Below are 21965 nucleotides of genomic sequence, written 5' to 3'. Positions count from 1 at the left end.
GAGTAATCATGGATCTTAAACAAAAAAAGAAAATTATTAATTTTCTTATTACTAAGGCAGATAAAGACTCGCGTGCTCTTGATGCAATTCAAAATGAGCTAAAAAAAGCCGATAAAGAGTTAAGATCGAGTATTGAATTTGATGGTATATCAGAACAAATTGCATTCCTAAAGATTATAGCTCAGCGCCTCCCTAAACAAGTCATATCGATATATCTTGAATTACTTCCTCGCTTAAATTCCATTGAGTTAAGTTATAAAGATATCCTTAATGTTCCATTAGATACATTAAAAAGTATATACACTAAAGAAAAGTTAATCACTCAAGTATTTAATGCTTTAGAAACTGTACGTTATTATGACATTGAAAAAATTCTAAATATTCTTTTTGAATATGTTATTCATGAAGATGAAGATGTTAGAAAGCAAGCAATTAAAGGACTTGAAGCTATCGCTCAATATAATTTAGATGTCTTTAATCGGTTAGGATGGTGGCCACAAGAAAAAGCCATTGAAAAAATTCAATCTTTTTCTAAAGATGAAAGAAAAATATATTTGAATGTTATTTTTACGTGTATTCAAAAAATTCTATCTCCTTCAATTGAAGGAGTTGTGTGGGGATATAACACTGTCGCATTTCAAACTGCATCTATACCTCCAGAAGAAGGATTAATCAAATTACGCCAGAATGCTTTAAATTTTTTAAAAGAAATATACTTCGAACTTCCTAATCTTGAGACCAAAAAAAAATTATTGGATGTGATGTTAACAGCTACAAGGTTTTCTAGTGTCTCTAAGCGAACCAAAGAAATAGAACAAATGATAATAGATAATACAACGGTTGTTCTTCAATTTATGAGTGACTGTATTGTTGAATCAGAAGATCTCCAAGTACTTCAGACTATAGAGCATGATGCCTACTGGCTTTATTATCATTTAGGGAGCTTGAGTTCCGATATAAAAAAAGCGGCATTAGCAGTCAAAAAGAAACTGGATGATAATGAAGAATTTCAAATATTTCGTGTACTCATTGGGTTTGAAAGTATTTTTCATGATTGGGATGGAGAACGGGAAAAAGGGTATTTTGAACAGGAAAGAAAAATTAGGGAAAAAAAGATTATTGAGTTTGTTGGAAGTATCAATGAACAAAATTATGCAGTCTGGAAAAAGCGAGTTTTTCAATATGCTGCTATTCGCTCAAATGATATGGCAACCTTTCCTTATTTCGGGAAGTTTTTAGAGTGTTTGGGAAAAGAATCGTCTGAAATCGCGTTACAACTACTATCAGAGTTTCCCGAGGAGCTTGGGTGGTTTATTGTTCCAATTCTACGAGGAGTTGAGCAAAGCCCTAAAAAGAGTGTGCTGTCTGGTCTTATTTCCTCTTGGATTAGAAATGGTCTGTTTTTTCTTGCTGTTGCAAGGTTTTTGCAATTTACTGCCAGCTTTAAACTATCGACTCTAAAAAAATTATTTGATAAAGCTAAGCTTTTAAAAAACACTCATCTTTTGAGTCAAATAATTGCTACTTCAGCTGCACAACATAAAAATAGTGATAATAAGCTCATTAATGAGGTTATGATACCTGCCATTGAGAAATGCACAGAACTGCGATATTCAAATTGGATATTTGATCTGTGGTTTAGTAAAGAGTATGTCAGCGTATTCTATAAAATGGATGAAGGTAATTATGATGTTGTTTTAACAAATCTACTTTGGCTAAAAAAAATTGGTCATGAAGCTGAAGAGATCATATTGCCCATTGCTGAACAGGCTCCTAGAAGAATAGTGCAATTCTTCTGTGAACGCATCATTTTGCCTCAGGAAAAGTCTGATGATAGATTTGAGGCTCTTCCATTTCAATTTAGCTCGCTTTCTGAGCCTCTTTCTAAGGTTCCAGAACAGATAATTGAATTGATTCTATCCTATAAGAAATTTGACGATAGACTGTTTACTTATAATGCTGCGAGGTTGTTAAATTTAATTTTTCCAAAACTTGAAGAACAACCTGCTTTTGAAAAATTGCTGATTCAGCTCGTGAATAAGGGTGATGACCTTACTCACTTTTTTATTGCTGATATATTACGAGGTTATGATGGTAATAAGTCTATATATCCAATATGTAAAGAGTTGATCAAGGTTGCGAATAACAACGAGGATTTACTTAATGCCGTAGCCATCGCATTGCAATCAACGGGAGTTGTTGAAGGTACAGAAGGTTTTATATACATCTATGAAGAGAGAATAAAAGAAGTTGAGATGTGGTTAGACGATCAAAATCGTGAAGTCGTTCTTTTCGCTAAAAATTACATAGCAATACTTAAGAGGCAAATTGAGGCAGAAAAACAACGTACATCAGAAGATGAAGCACTGAGAAGACATCAATATGGTTTAGATGATAATCAAAAATAATATTGAATAGTTGTGAGTTATTGGTATTTGTTATTTCTAAGTGCCCCGTGAGTGTCCCACGGAGGTCATAATTTTTTTCAGAACTACTCGTAACTACTTGATTTTATTGGTGGGCCCACTAGGACTTGAACCTAGGACCAACGGATTATGAGCCCCCAGCCTTAAAATTAACTCGTTGATTTTAAATTAATAATTTGCAACGGGATACCACTACAATTGTCGTACAGAGTATAACAGTGTCGTACTCAAACACGCAAATCTCACGCAAGGATATTTTAGCTACTTTATTGGCATTTTACTGAAAAAGCCATTTGGTTTTCATAAAAATGACTATTTGAGACGTAATGATGGATAAGGTAAAATGTAAGTCGCTTGATACAAATGTTCGTTATTTATTTGTAATTAACGAAATTATGTATCATAATATTAAATATGAAGACAGAAGCTACCTATAAACAAAAAGTACTCCAGATGGCTAGTAAATCGGGCATTGTTCGAATGTCCGATCTAACCGAAAGGGGGATCACTAGAGCGACCATTTCGAGGCTTGTTAGCGAAAACAAACTTGAAAAACTCGCTTCTGGTCTCTATTGCTTGCCCGAGACGGAGTTTTCAGAAAAAGAAAGCCTGGTTATTATAGCAAGCCGAGTACCCCAAGCAGTGTTTTGCCTGCTAACTGCTTTGCAGATTCATGATCTAACAACACAGCTACCTCGAAAAGTATGGATAGCTATGCCAAAAGGGAGTCATGCGCCAAAAATGGATTATCCTCCTCTAAAAATGGTGCAATATTCAGATGAAGCCTTTAGTGAAGGAATTGAAATTATAGAATCAGATAATATTAAGCTAAGGGTGTATAACTTTGCCAAGACAATTGCAGATTGTTTCAAACATCGCAATAAAATTGGACTTGATGTGGCTATTGAAGCGCTCAAAGAGGCTTATACAAAAAATAAAGTCACAGTTGATGAACTATGGCATTATGCGAAAATTTGTCGCGTTGCAAACGTAATGCGTCCTTATATTGAGGCAATTCAATGACAAAAAATATTGGTGAGTCTGTACGCTCTCGTTTGAAGAATATAGCTGTTAAAGAAGGTTCTGATTTTAATGCGGTATTGACTCGTTATGGTCTAGAGCGTTTGTTATATCGAATTGGCGAATCAGAATACTCTAAACAGTTTTTGTTGAAAGGTGCCTTACTATTTAACTTGTGGTATGACATGCCTCATCGCCCAACTAAAGATATTGATTTATTGGGGTTTGGTGATAATGATCTAGCGTATATTAAACAAACATTCAGTAAAATTTGCAGAATCTCTGCAGATGATGGAATAAGTTTCCTGTCTGAATCAGTGACGGCCGATACTATCAAAAAAGATGGAGGTTATACTGGGGCAAGAGTTGAGTTATTTGGGGAATTGGCGAAAGCAAAGATTAAAATACAAATTGATATAGGGTATGGTGATGCAGTTACCCCTGGGCCAATAGATGCCCATTATCCCGTACTTCTTAGTGATCTTCCTGCCCCTAAAATCCGTACTTATCCAATTTATACGGTAATTGCAGAAAAACTGCACGCAATTGCATTATTGGGCATGACTAATAGTCGATTAAAAGACTACTTGGATCTTTATGTATTATTAGGTAATGAACAGATAGATAATCAAATCTTGGCTAAAGCGATACATGCTACATTTAATCGTCGAAGTATGGATCTTCCTGAAGAGCTACCTATTGGCCTGACCGATGAGTTTGCTAATGACCCAAGCAGGGAGTCAATGTGGAAAGCCTTTTTGAGAAAAAATGAACTAGAGCAGAAATCATTAACTGAAGTTATTGCTGTGATCAGAAATTTGATTCAAGTGCCATATTCTTTGTCAACACACCCTAATTTTAGTAGATAAAAATAAGAAGCCCAATTTAGGGCCTCTTAAACAGAAGGACCTTATTTATAAAACAATAAGAAAATCATACATGAGGCAACAAACAATGTGGCTGATAATACCAGTACAAATTGACTGAATTTTTGTGTCTTTCGTGTCAAGGAGTGAGCCTCAGTCAATGAGTTCAAGATCAATTTCTGCATAGCCTGGACCGATTCTTTGGTAGATTCGTTCAGCAATCTGGTTATAGCTTCTTTACTACTAGCTAATGCTGCATTGAGAACCTTTTCAGCTTTTTCTTTGGCATCATCTTTCCATTGTGAGGAAATGCCTTCCATTTCCTCTCGGAACTGTACCAGCAAATCCTGTTGGGCTTTCCGATGTTCCTCAATCAGTTGTGCATTCATAGTCTGAAGCATGAGGATTGGATCGTCTTTACCCAAAAGTACACCATGTTTGATGCTGATGTCTTGAATGATTTTATCCAGTTTTTCTGACATTAGATCACCCTGGCGCTATCCAGCTGTCCGAACAGTTGATCGCGCACGATTTTTAAGCGTTGGCGGGTCATAATGCTTTTTTCTGGCATACCCAAAACTTCATCGAAGGTCAGTTTCTGTTGAAGCATCTCTGTTAGATCCCTGCCATAGGTTTCTTTTTTCAGATCGGGGATTTGAATTAAGGCTGATATTCTGTCCTTGTTATCTCGATAGGCTTTCAGTTGTTCAAATGCTTTGCCTTCATGTTCTATGGCTCCCCAATAGGGATTAAGCCAGACAACAAATTGTGCTTCATTTGAAAACTGGTCAATCAGTTGTGCAAAACCATTTATGGTGTCGAATAAAGCCTGGCCGCCGGTGATTACAGTATGAATCACCATTTCATGGCCTAACTCCTTTAACAAAGCTGGAACTTGGTTGCTGATGAGGTAATGAGATAGCGGTACAAAAGAGCTAGCTCCATTGTCAATGACTACATCATTAGTTGTTGAAGCAATTTTTTCGATGAGGGCATCAAAAAGACGGGGGTTGATTTCATCACCACTCATAACTTGAATATGATCGACGTTTAGGGCTTTAAAGCCATGAAAGGTCGAATTGATGGGGTCGGTGTCAATACACAGCGGAGTGTGGCCTTTGTGTTGTTTGTATTGAGCTGTGGTTGCTGAAATAAATGATTTGCCGACACCGCCTTTTCCCTGCAGTGTGATATGTATTTTTGCCATTACAAGAGTTCCTCCAAGTTGGGTTTGGGATTAAAAGTAAAGCCGCGAATTTCGGTTTTTGCCTTACTTTTAGCCTTTTCATCATCCTTGGTGTTTTCCTGCATAGATGGCTTTTTTTCTGCAGCAATCAAACGTGCTACATAGCCACAAAAAGTTTTATATGAAAATGAAATTTTGCCTTCCTCAACTAAGGTTTCCCAGACAAGCTTTATAGACCAGCCGTCAGCTAGCGCTGAAGCGATATCATTTTTTAATGCAAGAAATGCGGCTTTATTTACAGATTTAGCAGAGGCTTTTCTTAACATTTGCTTTGCTGCGATTCGTTCGCTGAGGGAGTTTCCCATGTCATACCATCAACTTATTATTGTTCTCTTTCTGATGGTACAAACTATTTTGTTGCTGTGCAATGAGTGGAGTTATTTTATTTCCTTTTGGCGTAATTAAACCTTCTCTAAAGCGCATAAATATGTAATTTATCGTAATTATTGGTAATTATTAGAAATTAATTTTGTTTCAAAACAAATAGCCTTGAAATTACATAAAATTACCTGATAGTATGCCATTAGATGAACTTAAAACGCAGGGCAAGATAGGTGAAGTTAGCTAACCAGCAAGCTGGTTATCAAATCTCACAAGTATTATTCGCACCTTCGGTGCTCAACGAAAAATCGATGCTTCTAGTTCACAAACTGATACCCAAAGGATTGCAAACCACTTTAATGAAGAGGTCAGCATCCTTATGGATAAAAAACTTAAAACACCCACCAGAAAAAACGGACGACACCTTCGTGTTCCTGTTTTGCCCTCCGAAGAAATTCAAATCAAATCCAATGCGGCTAAGGCTGGTCTATCGATTGCTGAGTATTTAAGGCGTGTAAGCCTTGGATATCCAATTCAAAGTACTGTTGATAAAGACTGCATCCTTCAGTTATCCAAAATTAATGCGGATATGGGACGGCTTGGGGGCTTGCTAAAACTTTGGCTTAGCCAAGATAAACGTGTTGCACATTTTGACCAGCGACTTGTCATGTCGCTGTTAAGCAAGATTCGGTTAACACAAGATGCAATGCTTGATGTGGTAAAAAAGCTATGATAATTCGCCATATTCCCATGAAATCAGCAAGATTAAGCAGCTTTTCATCTCTGGTTAGGTACATTATTGATACACAGAACAAGCAGGAGCGAGTGGGTAAGATCAGATTATCAAACTGTAATAGTTTCGACCCCATTTGGGCCGTTCAGGAAGTATTGGCAACGCAAGCTAAAAATCAAAGAGCCACTGGAGATAAAACTTACCATATGCTTATTTCCTTTGCTCCAGGAGAAAACCCTTCGGCTCAAGTTTTACAGGAAATTGAAGATACGGTGGCTTCATCGATTGGATTTAAAGAGCACCAAAGAATCTCCGTTGTTCATCATGATACAGACAATCTACATATTCATGTTGCGATTAATAAAATTCATCCTCAAACCTTTAATATGATTGAACCTTACAGAGCATATAAGACTTTTGCGCAGGCTGCATCCAAGCTAGAAATTGAATTAGGTCTTCAAATAACCAATCATCAAACCCGTAAAAACCATTCAGAAAATCTTGCTGACGATATGGAGCATCACTCCGGTATTGAAAGCTTAATTAATTGGATGAAACGCTATTGTAAAGAAAAAATCGAGGCAGCCAGTAGTTGGAAGGAAATACATAGTATTTTGGCAGAACATGGGTTGATAATTCGTATTAAAGCCAATGGTTTTGTGTTCTGCAATATCCAAGGGCTTACTGTTAAAGCAAGTTCAATTTCCAGAACCTTTTCTAAAAAAAATCTCGAATCCAAGCTAGGTTCATTTGTACCATCTTACCCAGAAGACGATAGACCTGCATCAAATGTTTATCATTATGAGCCATTAAATAAAAAGGTACTTGGCACCAATCTCTATGCTAAATATCAGTACGAAAAATCACACAATAAATGTTTTGTTTCAGACCAACTTAAAAAGTTGCGTGAGGCCAGAACAAAACTTATTGAAAAGGCGAAAAAGCGAGGACGAATTAAACGAGTGGCTTTGAAGTTAATGAACCTTTCTAAAGCACAGAGAAAGTACTTACATCAACACATAAATAAAACGCTGCATAATGAGATTGAGAACATAAGGAAAAATTATGCAAAAGAACGTGGTCAGTTATTAAATTCTCATCAAAAAAAAACCTGGGCTGATTGGCTGAAACAACAAGCACAAGGTGGCAACCAGGATGCTTTAATGGCAATGCGGTGTCGTAATCGTAAAAATACGCATAAAAACAGCATATCAGGTTTAGGCTCTACTTTTTCTTCTTCTTTAAATTTTGGACAAATCGACTCTATTACTAAAGAAGGTACTGAGATTTATAAAAAAGATAACAGTGTTATTAGAGACAATGGAAAGGAAATTATCATTTCTAAAGACGGGTCTATTCCTACTCTTAAAAGAGCCTTGGAAATGGCAAGGCAGCGCTATGGTGACTGTATTTGTGTGAATGGGTCTCCATTATTTAAAAAGATTATCCTGCAGATAGTTATTCAATATCAAATGCCAATCACTTTTGCTGATTTGGATTTGGAAAATCAGCGTCAAAAACCAAATTTTGAACAGGAGAAATCCCATGAACAATCACGATCAAATGGACAAAGCCATCGAGGAAGAACTTCATGAGGCTAAGAGGTTGCTGGAATACCCGCTGAAAATGGATAGGGCAGCACAAAGCCCAACTCTTTCAATATTAGACAAGGGTCGCCAGCAAAAGATCACAATAGCTTGTTAAATTTGTCAAAATACGATTTGTTGCAGCTTACCGGATGAGGTCAAGTGCTATTGCAGGATAATGCACCTAATAAACTGAATATGTATGCGTTGTAATAATTGATAATTTAGTTTCAGGAGCTCCTATTTCATCTTCAATTTGCCTATAGCTGTGTTCACTTTCCAGATATAATTTAACCGGATTAAGCTTAAATTCTTTATCATAACTTCTTGAACTTCTCTTACTCATTTATACATCTCATAAATGTAATAGTATTGCGCGATTTGTTCGCATTTTATGTATTCTTTATCCATAGTGACTGATATCGATCTCTCAGATGGTTTTCTTTGAAAAAATAGTCTAAAATAAAATCATATTTCACATTTCGAGTTTTATATGGGTATAAAAATTGCAGTGTGGGGTGTTGGCAGCCTTATAAATCCTGTTGTATTTAAATCTAATGAAGATTTACCAAAAAGTGACAACCCCGCAGATTTTATCATAGCTAATAAGCCTTTTTTAAAGCTAACGCTTGACATCCTACATCAAAATAATATTACATCAGTGATGGGCTCACAACGCGTTCAGAGAAATGAAGAGGATAAGGTTTATGGAAAATATATTAAGAATATTTATATAGGCCTTGACCGTATTTTCGGAAAAAAAAGGCCTTATCTAAGGGAAGTTGATGAGATTTTTCAAAAGGTAAACTCCGATGGTATCATTTTTATTGATGATTCTGATGAATATAATCAATCCCTCAAACAAGCTGGACAAATATTTGTTAATGTATCTAGAGAAGCCAAGCCTGGTAGTGTTGAAGGTAATGCTTTCCTTTACGAAACACTCCTTCGCACTATTCCATCTAGTAAGATTCATGAGGCTATTAAAAATTCAAAAGAAAGCGGTACTGTAAAAAAAGAATTTAAAAAGCAACTCTTAACTTTTCAATTAGATAACTTAGATAAAGTAAAACTATGGCAACAACAAATATTGTCTGAGGAGAATATATTATCTGTAGAAAGTTCAAAAAAACTCAGCTCGGTTCGGAGGAAGAAGCCCTAAAGCAAGTCTTAGAAGGCGTTCGTTATTTAATCTTGAACACTAGGTGGGACATTGGTTATTTTGGAGGACTTAAAGTTATTGACAGAGAGACAGGCATCAAAAATACCGTACCAAAAGGGATGGGTAAAATATTACAGGAAATTGATAAGGTGCAAAATGGAGATTCGACTTGGAATAAAGCATTTGAAAATATAGAGGAAATACTCAAAAAATCTGCTGAAGAAAACGAGCATGGCTTTTTTAATAGAAGAGGAGAAACCACGCAGATTTTTTATGAAAAATCCAAGAAAATATTATCTGATTTAAGGTCAAAGCCTGAGGTCGTCGTGAAACAGTTATCTATTTCCCCCGAAAAGCATGATCTAGGCATAGTAATCTCTGAGCCCGAAGAAAATACGAGCAATAATAATAGAGCTTTAGAACAACCTGTTGCAGTAAAGGTTAAAAACTCTATAGGGGGTATATCAAGTGATAAATTGTTCATTTCTGAGAGCGGATATGCGTATAATGTCGACGACATAATCAAAAATTTCAGAAAACTTGATGGACCAGTTATCTTTGTTGATTACCTAAATCCGGATAGCCAAGAATCTACAATTCATTTTACTACTAATGATATACAGCAACTGTTAGATTTTCCTTCTATCAAGGAAGCAGTTTATAAATTATGTAGTCCCAAAGATCAGCAGGAGGACAGGCTTATTGAACTAGCAGAGCTAGCAAATAACATTCCTCAAGAAGTTCTTGATGCCATGTATGAAGTTCACAAAATAGGAGTTGCTATCCCTTTCCAAAAGCGAGCCAACGAGAGTGAATACAGTGTACTCATGTCTCCGTCCATGATAGCGTTAAATGAGGCAGTGAATAAAATGACTCCTGCTGAGAAATTATCTTTAAAATTATTTATGGACATCATGCCTTATAATTATGAGATAATGCGTTCGGTATCACGAACGCCTCCAACTGGGCCCTCAATGTTAGAAGAAGATCTAAGAAAGCAGTTAAACGAAGGCAAGTGTGGCAATGGTTTTGCTGAAGCAATGAAAGTATTACCCGACATAATTCGATCATTTCAAGAGATCCAGAAAGTATCGGAACAGGGGTATTTCACACAATCAAAAATAACTCCCTGATGATTACAAGGGTCGTTAAGTTGGCAGGGCAATAATGAAGTGGTCAGGAAAATTAAGTTTATTAGTTCAGTTAAGGAGCTACGATTAAAAGTTATGCTGGTGAAAAAAGATCAGCCTGAGCCTTGTTTAAAGCGTTGCTTAAGTACGCATGAAAGATGAAGCGTTTAAACTAGTACGAGATCGCAGTAAAAAAGAATGGAAAATTAAATCAAAATACCAGCCTAGAAGTTTTGCGGAAACAGGTGTATTTTTAGTAAAAACTTTAATGAGGAATAAATTAACCGCTTGTACTTTTGAGTGTCATTACAATGAATGGTTTTATGGTGTCACCTCATTAATTAAATCACTCTAACGGCTGTGCATCTTGCTGTTTTTGTATAAAAAATTTCATTCATAGGATTGTTAGTGATTTTATTTGTCCAATAACGACTAAAAATAACGATTATTGGTATTTAATTGACTAATTGATTTAATTTACTACAATTTAATCAAAGAGATTAATCCATTTTTTTTATGCCAATATCAATTAATGACGTTATCAAGAGCGCGGATATAACAACTCATTATCTTGGTGATGCAAACAAAGAATTTAAAATTTTTCGCCACAATAAAGATGTTTATGCAGTTCGATACGATGGAGCAGTGCCCGTTGATTTCTTATCTCTGTGGACAAGTAACAAGGGTGAGGGGAAAACCAAAAAAGTATACATTGGTTCCGGTACCTTTGGAGATGTTTATGAAAAAACAGAAAACAAGGCCTTTAAACAGGTGGGCGATAGAAAATACAAGGGTAATGAGATTGGCACTAACCTTGATATTCTAAGGCAAAAATTTTTGCTTAAAGATAACAATATTGATGAGTACTTTGTATTAGGATTGTGGAATATTAAAGACAGAGGTAATGTTGTTTTTAATATGCCAAAGCAAGAAAAACAGAATGTTGCTGCAGAGCAAATGCAGTTGATGTATGAAGATTTTGTTATCGGATTAAAAAAGCTCAATCAGTTAGGTTATCTACATCCAGATTTAGCCAATAGTCATACACACAATAGCCCGCAAAACTTAATTACAACAGAAAAAGGGATAAGAGCAATTGATTTGGATTCGGGTTTTTACCCTTATCAGGATAGAGCAAACGCAAAAGTAGCAGGTAAAGATCAATGGCTCTATGTCTATAACTATAAATTTCCACCGGATAACAAAAAGCGTAATCAATGGCGAGAGACAATTGACAAATGGTACACCAACAACCCAGGGAAAGCGTTGACAGATTATCCTGAAGTGCTCTTAGCATTTCACAATCAAGGCAAAATTACTTTACCCCCTCGTATGGTACATGAAATGCGCATACAACATAGTGATATCGAAGTTAGCGAGTATCTATCTGGGCGTCGAGAAAGTAGGGCCCATACTTTTCACGAAGTCAGTTCAGATGATTTCCAATCCCCCAGTTTCAAAAAGCAGTATCAGAGCATAAAAGGCGATGCTTTGAAAAGAACTATTCTTCGTGAATTGAAATACTCTTTAGACCAAATGGACAATCTTGAAGAACTGCAACAATTGAAACACCAGTTCCTACGCTCCCCTGAAATGCAAATTCTTGATAAAGCTCAAGGCCAATGGACAAGCAGATTTCACTTGAAAACCGATTCTCACAAAGCGGTAGAGAGGCTGTTTGCTTCAGCAGAAAAAAGAATAAAAGAAGAAATTCATACACATCTTGAAAGTTCGAAAGGAAAAACCGGATCGCCTTAATTTCCTAAATATCCGCGTCAATATACTTTGTGCGATCGTCGCATTTGGCTTTAGTCCCTAAGGTTTGCTCTGTTTAGGTAAAGTCACGTTTGAACGCATAACCGCTTCTTATTAACGATTTGAGAGGCCCTCAATGATTTTTTGTCAGAACAGAGTAAAGTTAAATTTGCTCAAAAATCCCCGCTAGGCGGGGATTAATACGTTTAACCCAGTAAAGTCCAAGCTTGAGACCAGGCAAGACCAACGCCGGGTTCATAATAAGCCGCTGACTGAGAGCACCAACCTGAATAAGGCCAAGGTTTGCATTGATAGCGTTTGTGATCAAGGCGGCCTACAACAATCGTACCGGCTTTATAGTTGCTAATACCGTCAGGGTATACTATATCCGTGCTGTTAGATGGCTCAGTAAAATCAACCATCACGTGGTAGCTGTCTTTATCAACATCGCTGAGATAGATTTTATTGGCCTGATTGGCTACTAGTACGACTTGGCCGCTTTCCGGATCAAGCTGGCCGATACGTACCAGTGAAGAGGAGTTATTGACTAGTGTGCCTAAAGCTAGAGGCCATTGACCGCTCTTCCGATTGTTTTCATCCACGGTAATGCTCTTTCTTTCTACTTCGGTTTCGTGTTTAAAAATTCGTAAAGTGACTTTGGTATTAACTGGAATATCGCCAGTTTCATAAAAATTCTCAAGCTCATACCAGGTTGACGCCGGCGTTGTTCCGTCGATGAAAACATCACTGCATCCATAGAATGCCTCAGGGCTGTCTTCGCGTTGCCAAATCATGTAGAAAATACGCTTTCCTGACATATTGGCTGGCAATTGACAATCCATTTGATAACGACCATTAACCAAGGTCACGTTAGTAATGGTACAAAATGGACTTGCTTCAAGATCAGACCATTTTAAATGAGTATTGAAGTCATAACCATCTTTCGTGGCATAAAACTTGAAATACTTGGTTTTATGAGGTGCAGTCGCCACAAACACAAATTGAAAATGGCCATTAGCGTCGGGATGAACCACAGAGGTGGTCCAATCGCTACGTGCTAAATTAAATCCTTTAAAAAAATCTCTGCCACCAGCGCATAACTGCCCATCGGCAATCAGTTCACGATGTTGGTCATTGGCCGTCCCCTGGTTCACCTCATGCCAGTTATATAAAGGTTGCGTCCCCCCCACCTGCACCGCAGCTTTACAGGCCGCAGATTTTGGGTTTTCCGGACCCTCTTTGTAACATTGGTAGGTTCTGGAAATAGGTGTTTCCAAAGCCCCATGAGCAAATAGCGAAAAACTGGCCATTGCAAGACTAATACTTCCTACTAGCTTTTTCATCATTCATCCTATTATGACATTAAAGAAAGATATGCGCTTCTTAAGAAGCGCTCACTACATCAGTTACATACACCATTGACAACGCAATTTTTGAGGTCAGTAGCGAACCTGAAGTTGTTACTTTGATCAAAAGTCACTTCCCAGTTAAACACACCACCAATATTTCCATAAGCTCGTGGAGGAACATACGTACCGCAACTTGTAATGCCAGCTGTTGCTGTTTTTAAGCACTGGATGGCGCGCTTTATAGTGCTTGTCGGGATAACAGGGGAACCATCACCGCCGCCGTTTGCATTGGCCGCTAGGTAACCGAGGACTACTTGGGATGGTTTTAAATAACTAACATAAGGTTGAAAACCAGTATTGCCACCATTAGGAATTTGAGCAGGCCAGTTTTCCAGCAGATCAGTGGCCATAGCAACACTGAAATCAGGATTACTTACCGGTGTTGGACCGTAGCACACTCTATCAATGCCGAACATACAGCCAGTATTGTATAGCTGGATACCCACCCAAGCCAAAGAATTATGGGTTTGCATAATTAATGAGGCATAGTTACCCCAGACCCCGTCAAACAAACTGGTTGCGGCCATATTGGCTGTCTGCGGTGCCATAGTGATCAGTAGATTGGGATTCTGGCTATACATCGTATTGATAATGCTGGCTAAAACGGCAATATCGCCTTGCGGGTTGGCAAAAGTTCCTCCTCCATTCAAACCATGCTCAATGTCGATGTCAAAGCCATCAAATCCGTATTCATTCATCAACCCGAGCAAAGAGACCATGAAGGTTTGTTTAAAGACATCGGGTGATGTCGCAGCAGTTAGGACCTGGTGAAAATCAACAGTCGTATTCGGCAAGCTCGTCAACGCACCACCTAATGATAAGATAACTTTGATACCTTTTTGATGCAAAGATTGAATGTAGGCTTTAGTGACTGTATCAAATGCGGGCGTAATCTGACCAGGGGTACTGGTGCTGAATACTCCAAAGGACACCATCATATGGGTATAACCCGCATCAGCTAGTGATTGCGCTGTTGGAGGTGTTTTCCAGCCTGGCAAGTACCCAATAATACGGCCATTACTGACTGGATTAGCCGTAAACGTCACCGTTTCAATCGCATTCGTTGTTGCAGTTAAAGGCTGTGGCGAGAAAGTCATGGTGTAACCTGCTACCGACTGACCTGACACAGTGTAAATGACGCCATCAATCAGAGACACAATAGCAGTGCCACTTCCATTCACCAAATCGATAGTCTGTACAATTGGCGCAGAATTGTTATTCGGTGTGAAGGTAAAGTTAAGCGTTGTTAATGAAGAGGGGGCTCCTTGAACATTCACCGTGACAGAGTCTTGCACAACCTGAACGCATTGGTAAGCTAGATTAGTGGTTGGTGCATTCGTTTCACTGGCAATAACAGTTGCTGGCGTAAATACAGGCTGGCAAGTGGTGTTGTTGAAACTGATTTGAGGGGTTGAAAACTGATAAGATGCTCCTTCTTTGAGTTGGTTCACCGTGACTGGATTACCCCAAGTTACCACTTGTGATTGAGAAGCACCCGTTTGTAAACGAGTCAGTAGCACCGAAGGATTATTTGTGTAACCAGTCAATTCAGCAGGAAGTGGTTGCGTATTGATGGTGATTTTTCCATTCTGAGGTGTCAATGCATAGCTGATGGTTGCATTGACCGTCTGGTTGGCCGTGACCGTTAGAGTATTGGGGACTGCCGTACCCTGGTAAGTATTACCATCCGTACCAGTCACAGTTTCAGCAGCAAGTCCATAAGTGCCGGCGGCAAGTCCGTTTATTAATTTTGAACCGCTCCAGGGTAATTGCACATCGCTGAGAGGTTGTCCATTAAGGGTGACATGGACCAAGGCATAATTCTGGGTTACGTTAGAAGGTTTTGCAGCACTATTCGTCAGTTGTATACTTCCAGTATTAACAGGCGTTCCTAAATATATATTGACTGTATTTTCAATATGACTGTCAGTAGAATCACCGTACTTAAGGGTGATTGAGCTGCCAGCTGGTAATTTACTGTTGGCGCCGGGGAACGTTGGGAAATGCATCGTTAATGCCGCCAGATAGTTTCCTTCAGGTTGCGTCTGCGAACTAATGTTCAATGCATTATCAGGATAAGACAATGGCCCAAAATCACCCCAAAAAGACGTATTGAGAGCTGTTGTGGTCTGAAAAGTGATGGTCGAATTTTGAAAATCAACGACTTGTCCACAGTTATTGGTCAATTTTAAGTTGATGGATTTCCAATGTTGGTTGCCAGTCGAAGTAAACTGGGAAGTAATGCATGATACAGGTTGTATATTTGGAGAAGGAGGAGAGGCATAGATTATTGTTGATGAAAAGGGCGTCAGTACTCCCAAACCCAATAATAAATATTTCATGTTCTTTTCCTTTTGATAATAAGTTTTTCAATCTAACATAGATTTTCTTTATTTAACAATAGGTTAAAATAAAAAACATAAGAATCGAAATGGTTCTTTGTACGATTGACGAAGGCTCAACTTTTCATCAAGATGAGGATCCTTTTTTGTATTTTTCTATGCCAAGCTGTCGCAATAAGTGGGTGTTTTTAACAAAGTTGAAATCTAGACTAATTCTTTGATTTAGACTATCTCAATCTTCGATATCAAGTGGTACATCTTCATCTTGGGAGTTATATGCTCGATAATACAAAAGAATTTAATTTGCTTTTTAACTAATTTCATAATTATAGGCAAAGCTTAAACCAGAGCTATTATTCAGAATTGGTTATAAGCATTTTTAATCATAGCCATTTGCGCAACCCGAAATTACAACAAACTATTTAAATGTAAGTTTTTCAGATATCTCATTACCACGAACATCTAATACAAGTCCTTTTTCTTTCCCAGCCGGTCTTAAAATTCGAAATAAAGTATTCGTATTTTTTACAGTTGCTATCGTTTGATGAGGTCTGCTCTCAAGAGCATCAAACTCGGATTTTTGAGTATGCTTTTTTATATGTGCATCAGCGTCATCTTTGTTTGCAAATAACTTCAGTATAGTTTGAAATGAATTTTTAATTTCTTTTTATTTTGACTTGACTTTAAATCGATGTGACGATAAAAAAGGCATTTGTTATTGGATGCATTAAAAAATAATGAAAAGCAACGAGGTATAAAATCCATGCCAAGCCGAGACCAAGTTTACGCCATGCTCATGTTACGTAATCGCGAAGAAAACCTTTTTTCTACATTACCCATGGAATTAATTCAAGAAATTGGTGATTTCCATGAAGGCCCAAATAGTGATATTGCCAAGGCATTGCAATATGCCGCCTATGCCCGAAAAGAAGATGTGCGTGAGCTCATTAACATGTTAGAGGATAATCCACGTCTTCTGCTTGAAACAGGCAATGTAAAAACACCTGGTGGTGATGAAATAAGGCGTGTCACTATTTATGAGTTTGCCTTAGGTGCTGGGGATTATGAGTTGGCAGAGATTGTACAGGGTTATTTTTCAAGAATAAACGATGGTGAAAAGCAAATGATGCGCCAATATGAGCGATATAAACCGCATATTGAAAGCATGTTGGACCAGAAGCCTTATGATTTATCTCCATTGTTTGAGTTGATAAAAAAAGCAACTCTTCAAGAAGTAACAGCACTACTTAATAAAAACATGACTGGCGACAATGAACTGTGTAAGGCACTTGTTAAATTTCGCAAAGATTGGGCGCCTAGAGTTCTGACTAAACCCGGCATGCACTACAATTATGCCAGCCTTCAACATGCTTTCGAATTACTTGACAGGGAATGGGATAATTTATATGAATCAAGCGGTAATGATTATGACAAGATTCGTTTAGTGTGGCGGCAATTAATCGGTTTTGAAATGAGACGCCTCCCTGGCATTGATCGATGTGTAACGGCGCAGAGTGTTCTCACGATAATGGACCAAAACGAGAATGTGATTAGGTCCTATAAATTTAAAAATAATGAGGGTGATTTTCCTATTACTGATTCAGATAATTCTCTTGATGGCCTTGGAGGCGACTTTGGCGTTGAAGTTATAGGCTGTTCGGAGCCTTCAGGGCATGGCTCTCCTAAGGCACACGCTGAAGGAGTTAAAAAATTCTGTGAAACAAAAAAATCAAATTTGAAGAACGTGTATAGCAGCGTTGACCAGCTTATTACGCAACCTAGTCTAGTTTTTTGAGCTAGTTTATTCATTCAAATCATGAGCGCTCAAGGGGCGCTAATCTTAAACCAGCTCACCTAAAGACAGTATATAGATGACTCAATTTTTAGGTTTAGTCTCAAATTAAAGATGGGATTTATCTAAAAGATGGAGTCTCTCCTAAGCTGATTTGAGGCCTTCATCAAGTTTAAACAGAAAATTTCAGACATGATCAGTAAACCAACATAAACAGTAGAAAATCGCATGATATAAAAGGTGTCATAGCCTCGGAAATGTCCTAATTCATGTCCTATAATGGACGCAAACACTTTTTTCAACAACAGCCATGGGCTGGATGCAGAAGCATACAGCGTTTCTTCACTCATTTTGTCCTTACTACTACCAGAATTAAGTGTCTGTATTTGCAACATATTGCGACGTATTTGTGCTATAAATACAGTATAAGTTGTGGTCAGGAGTGTCAATGACCTTGAAAGTATAAAGTCGAAGGGGTTTAGTTGGTGACCTTTTACCGAGCTAGTATACTTGGGGGAGTTTTTTCTTAACAACTTCTCAGCTAGGCGACATTTTATTTTGAAGCAATTCTCTAGTTATTGTGTTTATTAACTTAAATAGAGAGGAGAAAAAATAATGTTTGGACGTTTTTTTTCTAAACCTAATACACCTAATGGATACGCATCATCTCCTGATAGATTTAAAGATTTCGGATCCCCCACGTCGGAGAACCAAAAAAAATGGATAGCTCATTGTGAAAAAACAATATACTCTTTGATGAATTTATTACCTGATTTTCCGAAAACCAAACCAAACCTAAGCCAATCATTTCTTGATGAAAATGGAGACTTGCTCAATGAGTATAATTTTTTAGACACTAAAGTTGGGTGTGCTTATGCATTTTTAGCTGACAAGAGAGCAGAAATAGCAAGAACGTTAGAGCATGCAAAACAAGAAAAGAGAACAAAGTGGTATGGAGCAATTAGACCTCAAGATTTTGAATCAATTGAAATGATTTATTCAGACGATGTTACGGCTTGGGAACAACAAAAAGATAAGATTTTTGAAAATTGTCATAATCTAGTGAAAAAGGCTCTTCAGGCAAATTTACCTGAATATCAAGAAGTTGACTTTGAAGATTATTCCATCTTACACAGAAGGTTCGTTGAATGTTATGGAACTACTGAATTTGAAGGTTGTATTCGTTTGATGTCTGAACTGCCTCAAAATTTTAAAGAATATAAAGAGAGTTATATTTTTTTGAGTAATAATGGAACAAAAAAGCTGTACTATATTACACCAGAAGGAATAGATAAAGAAGTGGTGATTGATGATCTTGTCCAATTTGAACAGGATCTCAATGACCTGAACAAAGAGAAAAAAAACGTATTGCGTCTTAGTGGTAATCAAATTAAGACGTTGATAACAAAAAACACTGGCCACATCCCTGATTTTAATTTTAAGGAAAGAGTATCTGACGAATACACGATAAAGATAAAATCACCAGAAAAGTCTAAGACAGTTAAATTTCAGGGTAAGGAACAAGATCATTCGGTATATCTTTCTACCATCATGTTAAGTGACAGAAAGGATGGTTGGTATGTTATTGCCTTAGGTAGGCCGCCAAAAAATACAAGAATTCAAATGGGAATGTTATATCTATACAAAGATGAAGAAAACATGGTGTTGGAATTTAAAAATGAATTTGGTGAAAATAGCAAGATAATAATCAAAAATGAAGAGTTTGGGGAGCATTTAAAATCTATAGAAGATTGTTTATCTGAAAATAAAGATCTGACAAAGGACGATCAAAATCATGTTTTCAAGGTTGCAGAAAAGCATGGTTATGTAAGAAATAAAAGCGTCATAGAGTTATCATACCCACTAGTTAATAAAGATAAGATAAAAGGTGATTTATTACTGGCCGATAAATATTATTCTGAAATGGAACACGCATGTGATGAGAAAAGCGTACAAACGTTTCTGGAAAATGCAGGTAGATTATCTCATCTTCTTGCTCATGTATTACCTGTTAAACTAGGAAATGCAAGTTGCGTTGAATTGTTAATTAAAGGACTAGCAGAGTCTAAAGGGCTTGATTTAGGCCCATTTTCTTATAAAGAAAAAATCGGATGGGATTGGAAAGCATTAACAACCGCGAGTCGAGAAGAATATGCTAGTTGGTATGCTCAAAATGCTTTTTCTAATTCGTCTAGCCTAGAATTCGGTTCTGTCGCCTCTCACCAAAACCAATTTGGAAATTGAAAGATGATTATCTTGAAACTTACTGGGTATTTATGATTGTGCGAAAAGCACCGGTAACAGTTGATTCAACTCTAAAGATTTTTCTGGCTGAGTTGAAAAGCTAGGTCAAGGGGGCACCCGCTCGTAAGCCCAATATTTTACACATCATCTCAAGACAGCATCTCAATCAAAAAATATTTGATATTTGGTTCTAATTTGTGCCAAAATGTACCTAATAGAATCATTGGTGGCGAGGGATTTATATGTTTTCAAAGGGTGCTGGTAATTTTTTTGGTAGCAACATGTTTAGACAATTGAGCAGTGATAGTCGAACAAAAGCTTCTGAGCAATGGTTTAAAAAGCAATTGGAATACTCTGGGCTGTTTAAGAAAATATCACAAAAAGAATTAGAAAAATCCTTACCATCAGTTCGAGTTTATTATAACAACCATTATTTAAAGAGCCCTCATGATGCCTTAATTAAAATTCCTGCAATAAACGTAGCGGGTGATAGGGCGGTTGTTTTTCAGGATGGATTAGCAAATGAGGGCAAACCGGATTATTTTGCAAAAATACCCAACGGTCATCCATATCTACTGTCCCCAAGAGAAAGGCTTCTTGCTGCTAAAAAAATTGTCTATTCAGACAGTCTAGTTTTTGCGACAGGAGGATACCCGAATACAAATCCATTGAAGCAGTACAACAAACCTTTTTTTGCCTCTATTTTCTCATTAGCTGGAGCAAATTTTGAAGTTCCTCATCAACATGCTACTGTTTTTACACTGGATCAGTTTAATCAATCTCTACATAAAAGTACCCACTTTTCTCATCTGTACGATGGTGTGCCAACAAATTTTAGCGATGCCAAAAAGGCCATCGGTGATTACGATACTCATGAGACTATGTCTCGAATCAGGGTTGGATTATTTACATTGCTAGGAAGAAGAACTGACGGTAGTTATCGGCCGACGCTATTTAAAGACAGCTCTATTATCTTTTTAACAAGCCCTTATTTTCGTCATCAACTAGAAGATGTCTCTATGCTTCTTAGCGCTGTAAACGAGAAAGGTCTCGAAGCAGGAAAGCCAGCTTTATTAAAAGCAACAGCAGTTGGAATGGGCTTTTATGCAAAAATAGATACATCTTATGGAATACAGCATTTACTATTTCCTTATTATTTAAGAGCTTATAAGAAGCTCCTTGTAGAGCAATCTTATCCTTGGATAGCAGAAATTGAATTTCCAATATTTGATGAAGCACAGCAGGAGCAGTTCGATAGAGTATTTGAGGACTATAAGGGACCAATCAAGGTGTATAGAAGTGAACGAGATGTACTTAAATTAACGGAAGAAGAAATTAAAAAGTATACTCCTTGCATATTAAATCCTTCCGATGCATTTGCATACACAGGAAATGAGTGGGGGTATGGAAGCGTTGAGGCGATGATTGGGAATAATACCTCATTAAGAATAGACCAAAATCCTCATACAAACCCCCTGCTTTTGGACCCCAATCATCATGTGGGAGTTAAAATAAAAGCAGATTACAGTACTGAATTTAGTAGAGGATCCGATCTAGAAGAAAGCTCAGGTTTAAAGATTTTGCATAGGTAATTCTCTTATTTTTTCTTATTGCGGTAGGCTTTGACTGATCCCGAAATATTTTGTTCTCTTAACACGCTTACAACAAAATATGTTTAATCATTTACTCAAACAAATTAAATGTAATGATTAAATAAGCATATTCTATTATAGTCTATTTGTTTGCGAAGTTGACAAGCCTTTGCTTGAAGCGATCGCCGTATTGGCTTAAATTACAGAAACGGGGGTATGCCGTAGCAAGCTGCGGAAGAGATGGTGGTAGACCCACCGAGATCGATCACCAGCGATAGGTCTCAAACCACCTCATGCGGCTGTTGTTAAGAGCAATGGTCGTGAGTGATGAGGAAAGTCAG

The 21965-nt window shown here is 37.5% G+C and carries 18 protein-coding genes; 12 read left to right on the top strand and 6 right to left on the bottom strand.

Annotation, left to right across the window (positions count from 1 at the left end):
* Positions 1–8: 8 nt before the first annotated feature.
* The 3 genes from ACWTEW_RS00090 to ACWTEW_RS00080 all read left to right on the top strand — a co-directional run bounded on the left by ACWTEW_RS00090 (position 9) and on the right by ACWTEW_RS00080 (position 4315).
* On the top strand, positions 9–2408 hold the full coding sequence (locus tag ACWTEW_RS00090; RefSeq protein WP_454783288.1) for a hypothetical protein: 2400 nt from the start codon (positions 9–11) through the stop codon (positions 2406–2408).
* Between the two features lie 471 nt (positions 2409–2879).
* A complete protein-coding gene (locus ACWTEW_RS00085) occupies positions 2880–3449 on the top strand; it encodes a type IV toxin-antitoxin system AbiEi family antitoxin domain-containing protein (RefSeq protein ID WP_229309780.1) in 570 nt (189 codons plus the stop codon).
* On the top strand, positions 3446–4315 hold the full coding sequence (locus ACWTEW_RS00080; protein ID WP_028378775.1) for a nucleotidyl transferase AbiEii/AbiGii toxin family protein: 870 nt from the start codon (positions 3446–3448) through the stop codon (positions 4313–4315). The genes ACWTEW_RS00085 and ACWTEW_RS00080 overlap by 4 nt, the downstream gene beginning before the upstream one ends.
* Positions 4316–4356: 41 nt before the next feature.
* Here ACWTEW_RS00080 and ACWTEW_RS00075 read toward each other — a convergent pair whose 3' ends face one another.
* From ACWTEW_RS00075 to ACWTEW_RS00065, 3 genes are read right to left on the bottom strand one after another with little or no spacing between them, the layout of a single operon-like run.
* A complete protein-coding gene (locus ACWTEW_RS00075; RefSeq protein ID WP_028378774.1) occupies positions 4357–4794 on the bottom strand; it encodes a conjugal transfer protein TraM in 438 nt (145 codons plus the stop codon).
* The gene (locus ACWTEW_RS00070) at positions 4794–5519 is read right to left on the bottom strand and encodes an ArsA-related P-loop ATPase (protein ID WP_028378773.1); all 726 of its coding nucleotides are present in this window, start codon (positions 5517–5519) and stop codon (positions 4794–4796) included. Before ACWTEW_RS00070 ends, ACWTEW_RS00075 begins: the two co-directional genes overlap by 1 nt.
* Positions 5519–5863, bottom strand: coding sequence for a TraK family protein (locus tag ACWTEW_RS00065; RefSeq protein WP_028378772.1), 345 nt, complete (start codon positions 5861–5863; stop codon positions 5519–5521). Before ACWTEW_RS00065 ends, ACWTEW_RS00070 begins: the two co-directional genes overlap by 1 nt.
* Before the next feature lie 395 nt (positions 5864–6258).
* Here ACWTEW_RS00065 and traJ point away from each other — a divergent pair, with 395 nt between their 5' ends.
* The 6 genes from traJ (at position 6259) to ACWTEW_RS00035 (ending at position 12248) form a co-directional block, all read left to right on the top strand.
* Positions 6259–6612 (top strand): conjugal transfer transcriptional regulator TraJ, encoded by a 354-nt coding sequence (gene traJ / locus ACWTEW_RS00060; RefSeq protein WP_028378771.1) that lies wholly within the window; start codon positions 6259–6261, stop codon positions 6610–6612.
* Positions 6609–8207 carry a TraI/MobA(P) family conjugative relaxase gene (gene traI, locus ACWTEW_RS00055; RefSeq protein ID WP_080274386.1) on the top strand — a complete coding sequence of 533 codons (1599 nt, stop codon included), beginning with the start codon at positions 6609–6611 and terminating at the stop codon, positions 8205–8207. The genes traJ and traI overlap by 4 nt, the downstream gene beginning before the upstream one ends.
* A gap of 484 nt (positions 8208–8691) precedes the next feature.
* Positions 8692–9360 carry a hypothetical protein gene (locus ACWTEW_RS00050; protein WP_028378770.1) on the top strand — a complete coding sequence of 223 codons (669 nt, stop codon included), beginning with the start codon at positions 8692–8694 and terminating at the stop codon, positions 9358–9360.
* Between the two features lie 32 nt (positions 9361–9392).
* Complete coding sequence (locus ACWTEW_RS00045; RefSeq protein WP_058479877.1) at positions 9393–10493, top strand: hypothetical protein; 1101 nt, start codon at positions 9393–9395, stop codon at positions 10491–10493.
* Positions 10494–10641: 148 nt separating this feature from the next.
* Positions 10642–10845: a hypothetical protein gene (locus ACWTEW_RS00040; RefSeq protein ID WP_028378768.1), complete on the top strand. Its 204-nt coding sequence runs from the start codon at positions 10642–10644 to the stop codon at positions 10843–10845.
* Between the two features lie 161 nt (positions 10846–11006).
* On the top strand, positions 11007–12248 hold the full coding sequence (locus ACWTEW_RS00035) for a hypothetical protein (protein WP_028378767.1): 1242 nt from the start codon (positions 11007–11009) through the stop codon (positions 12246–12248).
* Between the two features lie 203 nt (positions 12249–12451).
* Here the strand turns inward: ACWTEW_RS00035 and ACWTEW_RS00030 are convergent, their stop codons facing one another.
* Entirely contained in the window at positions 12452–13555 is a 1104-nt protein-coding gene (locus ACWTEW_RS00030) for a lytic polysaccharide monooxygenase (protein ID WP_454783390.1), read from the bottom strand.
* A 92-nt stretch (positions 13556–13647) separates the two neighbouring features.
* Positions 13648–15996 carry a glycosyl hydrolase family 18 protein gene (locus ACWTEW_RS00025; protein WP_454783287.1) on the bottom strand — a complete coding sequence of 783 codons (2349 nt, stop codon included), beginning with the start codon at positions 15994–15996 and terminating at the stop codon, positions 13648–13650.
* Between the two features lie 718 nt (positions 15997–16714).
* On the opposite strand from ACWTEW_RS00025, the gene ACWTEW_RS00020 reads away from it, so the two are divergent.
* Complete coding sequence (locus ACWTEW_RS00020) at positions 16715–17791, top strand: hypothetical protein (protein ID WP_050598501.1); 1077 nt, start codon at positions 16715–16717, stop codon at positions 17789–17791.
* A gap of 122 nt (positions 17792–17913) precedes the next feature.
* On the opposite strand, the gene ACWTEW_RS00015 is transcribed toward ACWTEW_RS00020, so the two are convergent.
* Complete coding sequence (locus tag ACWTEW_RS00015; RefSeq protein ID WP_028378764.1) at positions 17914–18138, bottom strand: hypothetical protein; 225 nt, start codon at positions 18136–18138, stop codon at positions 17914–17916.
* Between the two features lie 265 nt (positions 18139–18403).
* Between ACWTEW_RS00015 and ACWTEW_RS00010 the strand changes: the two genes are divergently transcribed.
* On the top strand, positions 18404–20032 hold the full coding sequence (locus ACWTEW_RS00010; protein ID WP_454783286.1) for a hypothetical protein: 1629 nt from the start codon (positions 18404–18406) through the stop codon (positions 20030–20032).
* Positions 20033–20274: 242 nt separating this feature from the next.
* Positions 20275–21624, top strand: coding sequence for a hypothetical protein (locus ACWTEW_RS00005; RefSeq protein WP_028378762.1), 1350 nt, complete (start codon positions 20275–20277; stop codon positions 21622–21624).
* Positions 21625–21965: the final 341 nt, after the last annotated feature.

The organism is Legionella stuttgartensis, assembly GCF_977063405.2.
This window is presented reverse-complemented; position numbering and strand designations above follow the sequence as displayed.

Coding starts and splice junctions, on each gene's coding strand:
- traI (WP_080274386.1), top strand. CDS start 6,609: ATGATAATTCGCCATATTCCCATGAAATCAGCAAGATTAAGCAGCTTT.
- ACWTEW_RS00025 (WP_454783287.1), bottom strand. CDS start 15,996: ATGAAATATTTATTATTGGGTTTGGGAGTACTGACGCCCTTTTCATCA.
- ACWTEW_RS00080 (WP_028378775.1), top strand. CDS start 3,446: ATGACAAAAAATATTGGTGAGTCTGTACGCTCTCGTTTGAAGAATATA.
- ACWTEW_RS00050 (WP_028378770.1), top strand. CDS start 8,692: ATGGGTATAAAAATTGCAGTGTGGGGTGTTGGCAGCCTTATAAATCCT.
- ACWTEW_RS00075 (WP_028378774.1), bottom strand. CDS start 4,794: ATGTCAGAAAAACTGGATAAAATCATTCAAGACATCAGCATCAAACAT.
- ACWTEW_RS00070 (WP_028378773.1), bottom strand. CDS start 5,519: ATGGCAAAAATACATATCACACTGCAGGGAAAAGGCGGTGTCGGCAAA.
- ACWTEW_RS00010 (WP_454783286.1), top strand. CDS start 18,404: ATGTTTGGACGTTTTTTTTCTAAACCTAATACACCTAATGGATACGCA.
- traJ (WP_028378771.1), top strand. CDS start 6,259: ATGGATAAAAAACTTAAAACACCCACCAGAAAAAACGGACGACACCTT.
- ACWTEW_RS00085 (WP_229309780.1), top strand. CDS start 2,880: ATGGCTAGTAAATCGGGCATTGTTCGAATGTCCGATCTAACCGAAAGG.
- ACWTEW_RS00030 (WP_454783390.1), bottom strand. CDS start 13,555: ATGGCCAGTTTTTCGCTATTTGCTCATGGGGCTTTGGAAACACCTATT.
- ACWTEW_RS00040 (WP_028378768.1), top strand. CDS start 10,642: ATGAAAGATGAAGCGTTTAAACTAGTACGAGATCGCAGTAAAAAAGAA.
- ACWTEW_RS00005 (WP_028378762.1), top strand. CDS start 20,275: ATGTTTTCAAAGGGTGCTGGTAATTTTTTTGGTAGCAACATGTTTAGA.
- ACWTEW_RS00035 (WP_028378767.1), top strand. CDS start 11,007: ATGCCAATATCAATTAATGACGTTATCAAGAGCGCGGATATAACAACT.
- ACWTEW_RS00015 (WP_028378764.1), bottom strand. CDS start 18,138: ATGAGTGAAGAAACGCTGTATGCTTCTGCATCCAGCCCATGGCTGTTG.
- ACWTEW_RS00065 (WP_028378772.1), bottom strand. CDS start 5,863: ATGGGAAACTCCCTCAGCGAACGAATCGCAGCAAAGCAAATGTTAAGA.
- ACWTEW_RS00090 (WP_454783288.1), top strand. CDS start 9: ATGGATCTTAAACAAAAAAAGAAAATTATTAATTTTCTTATTACTAAG.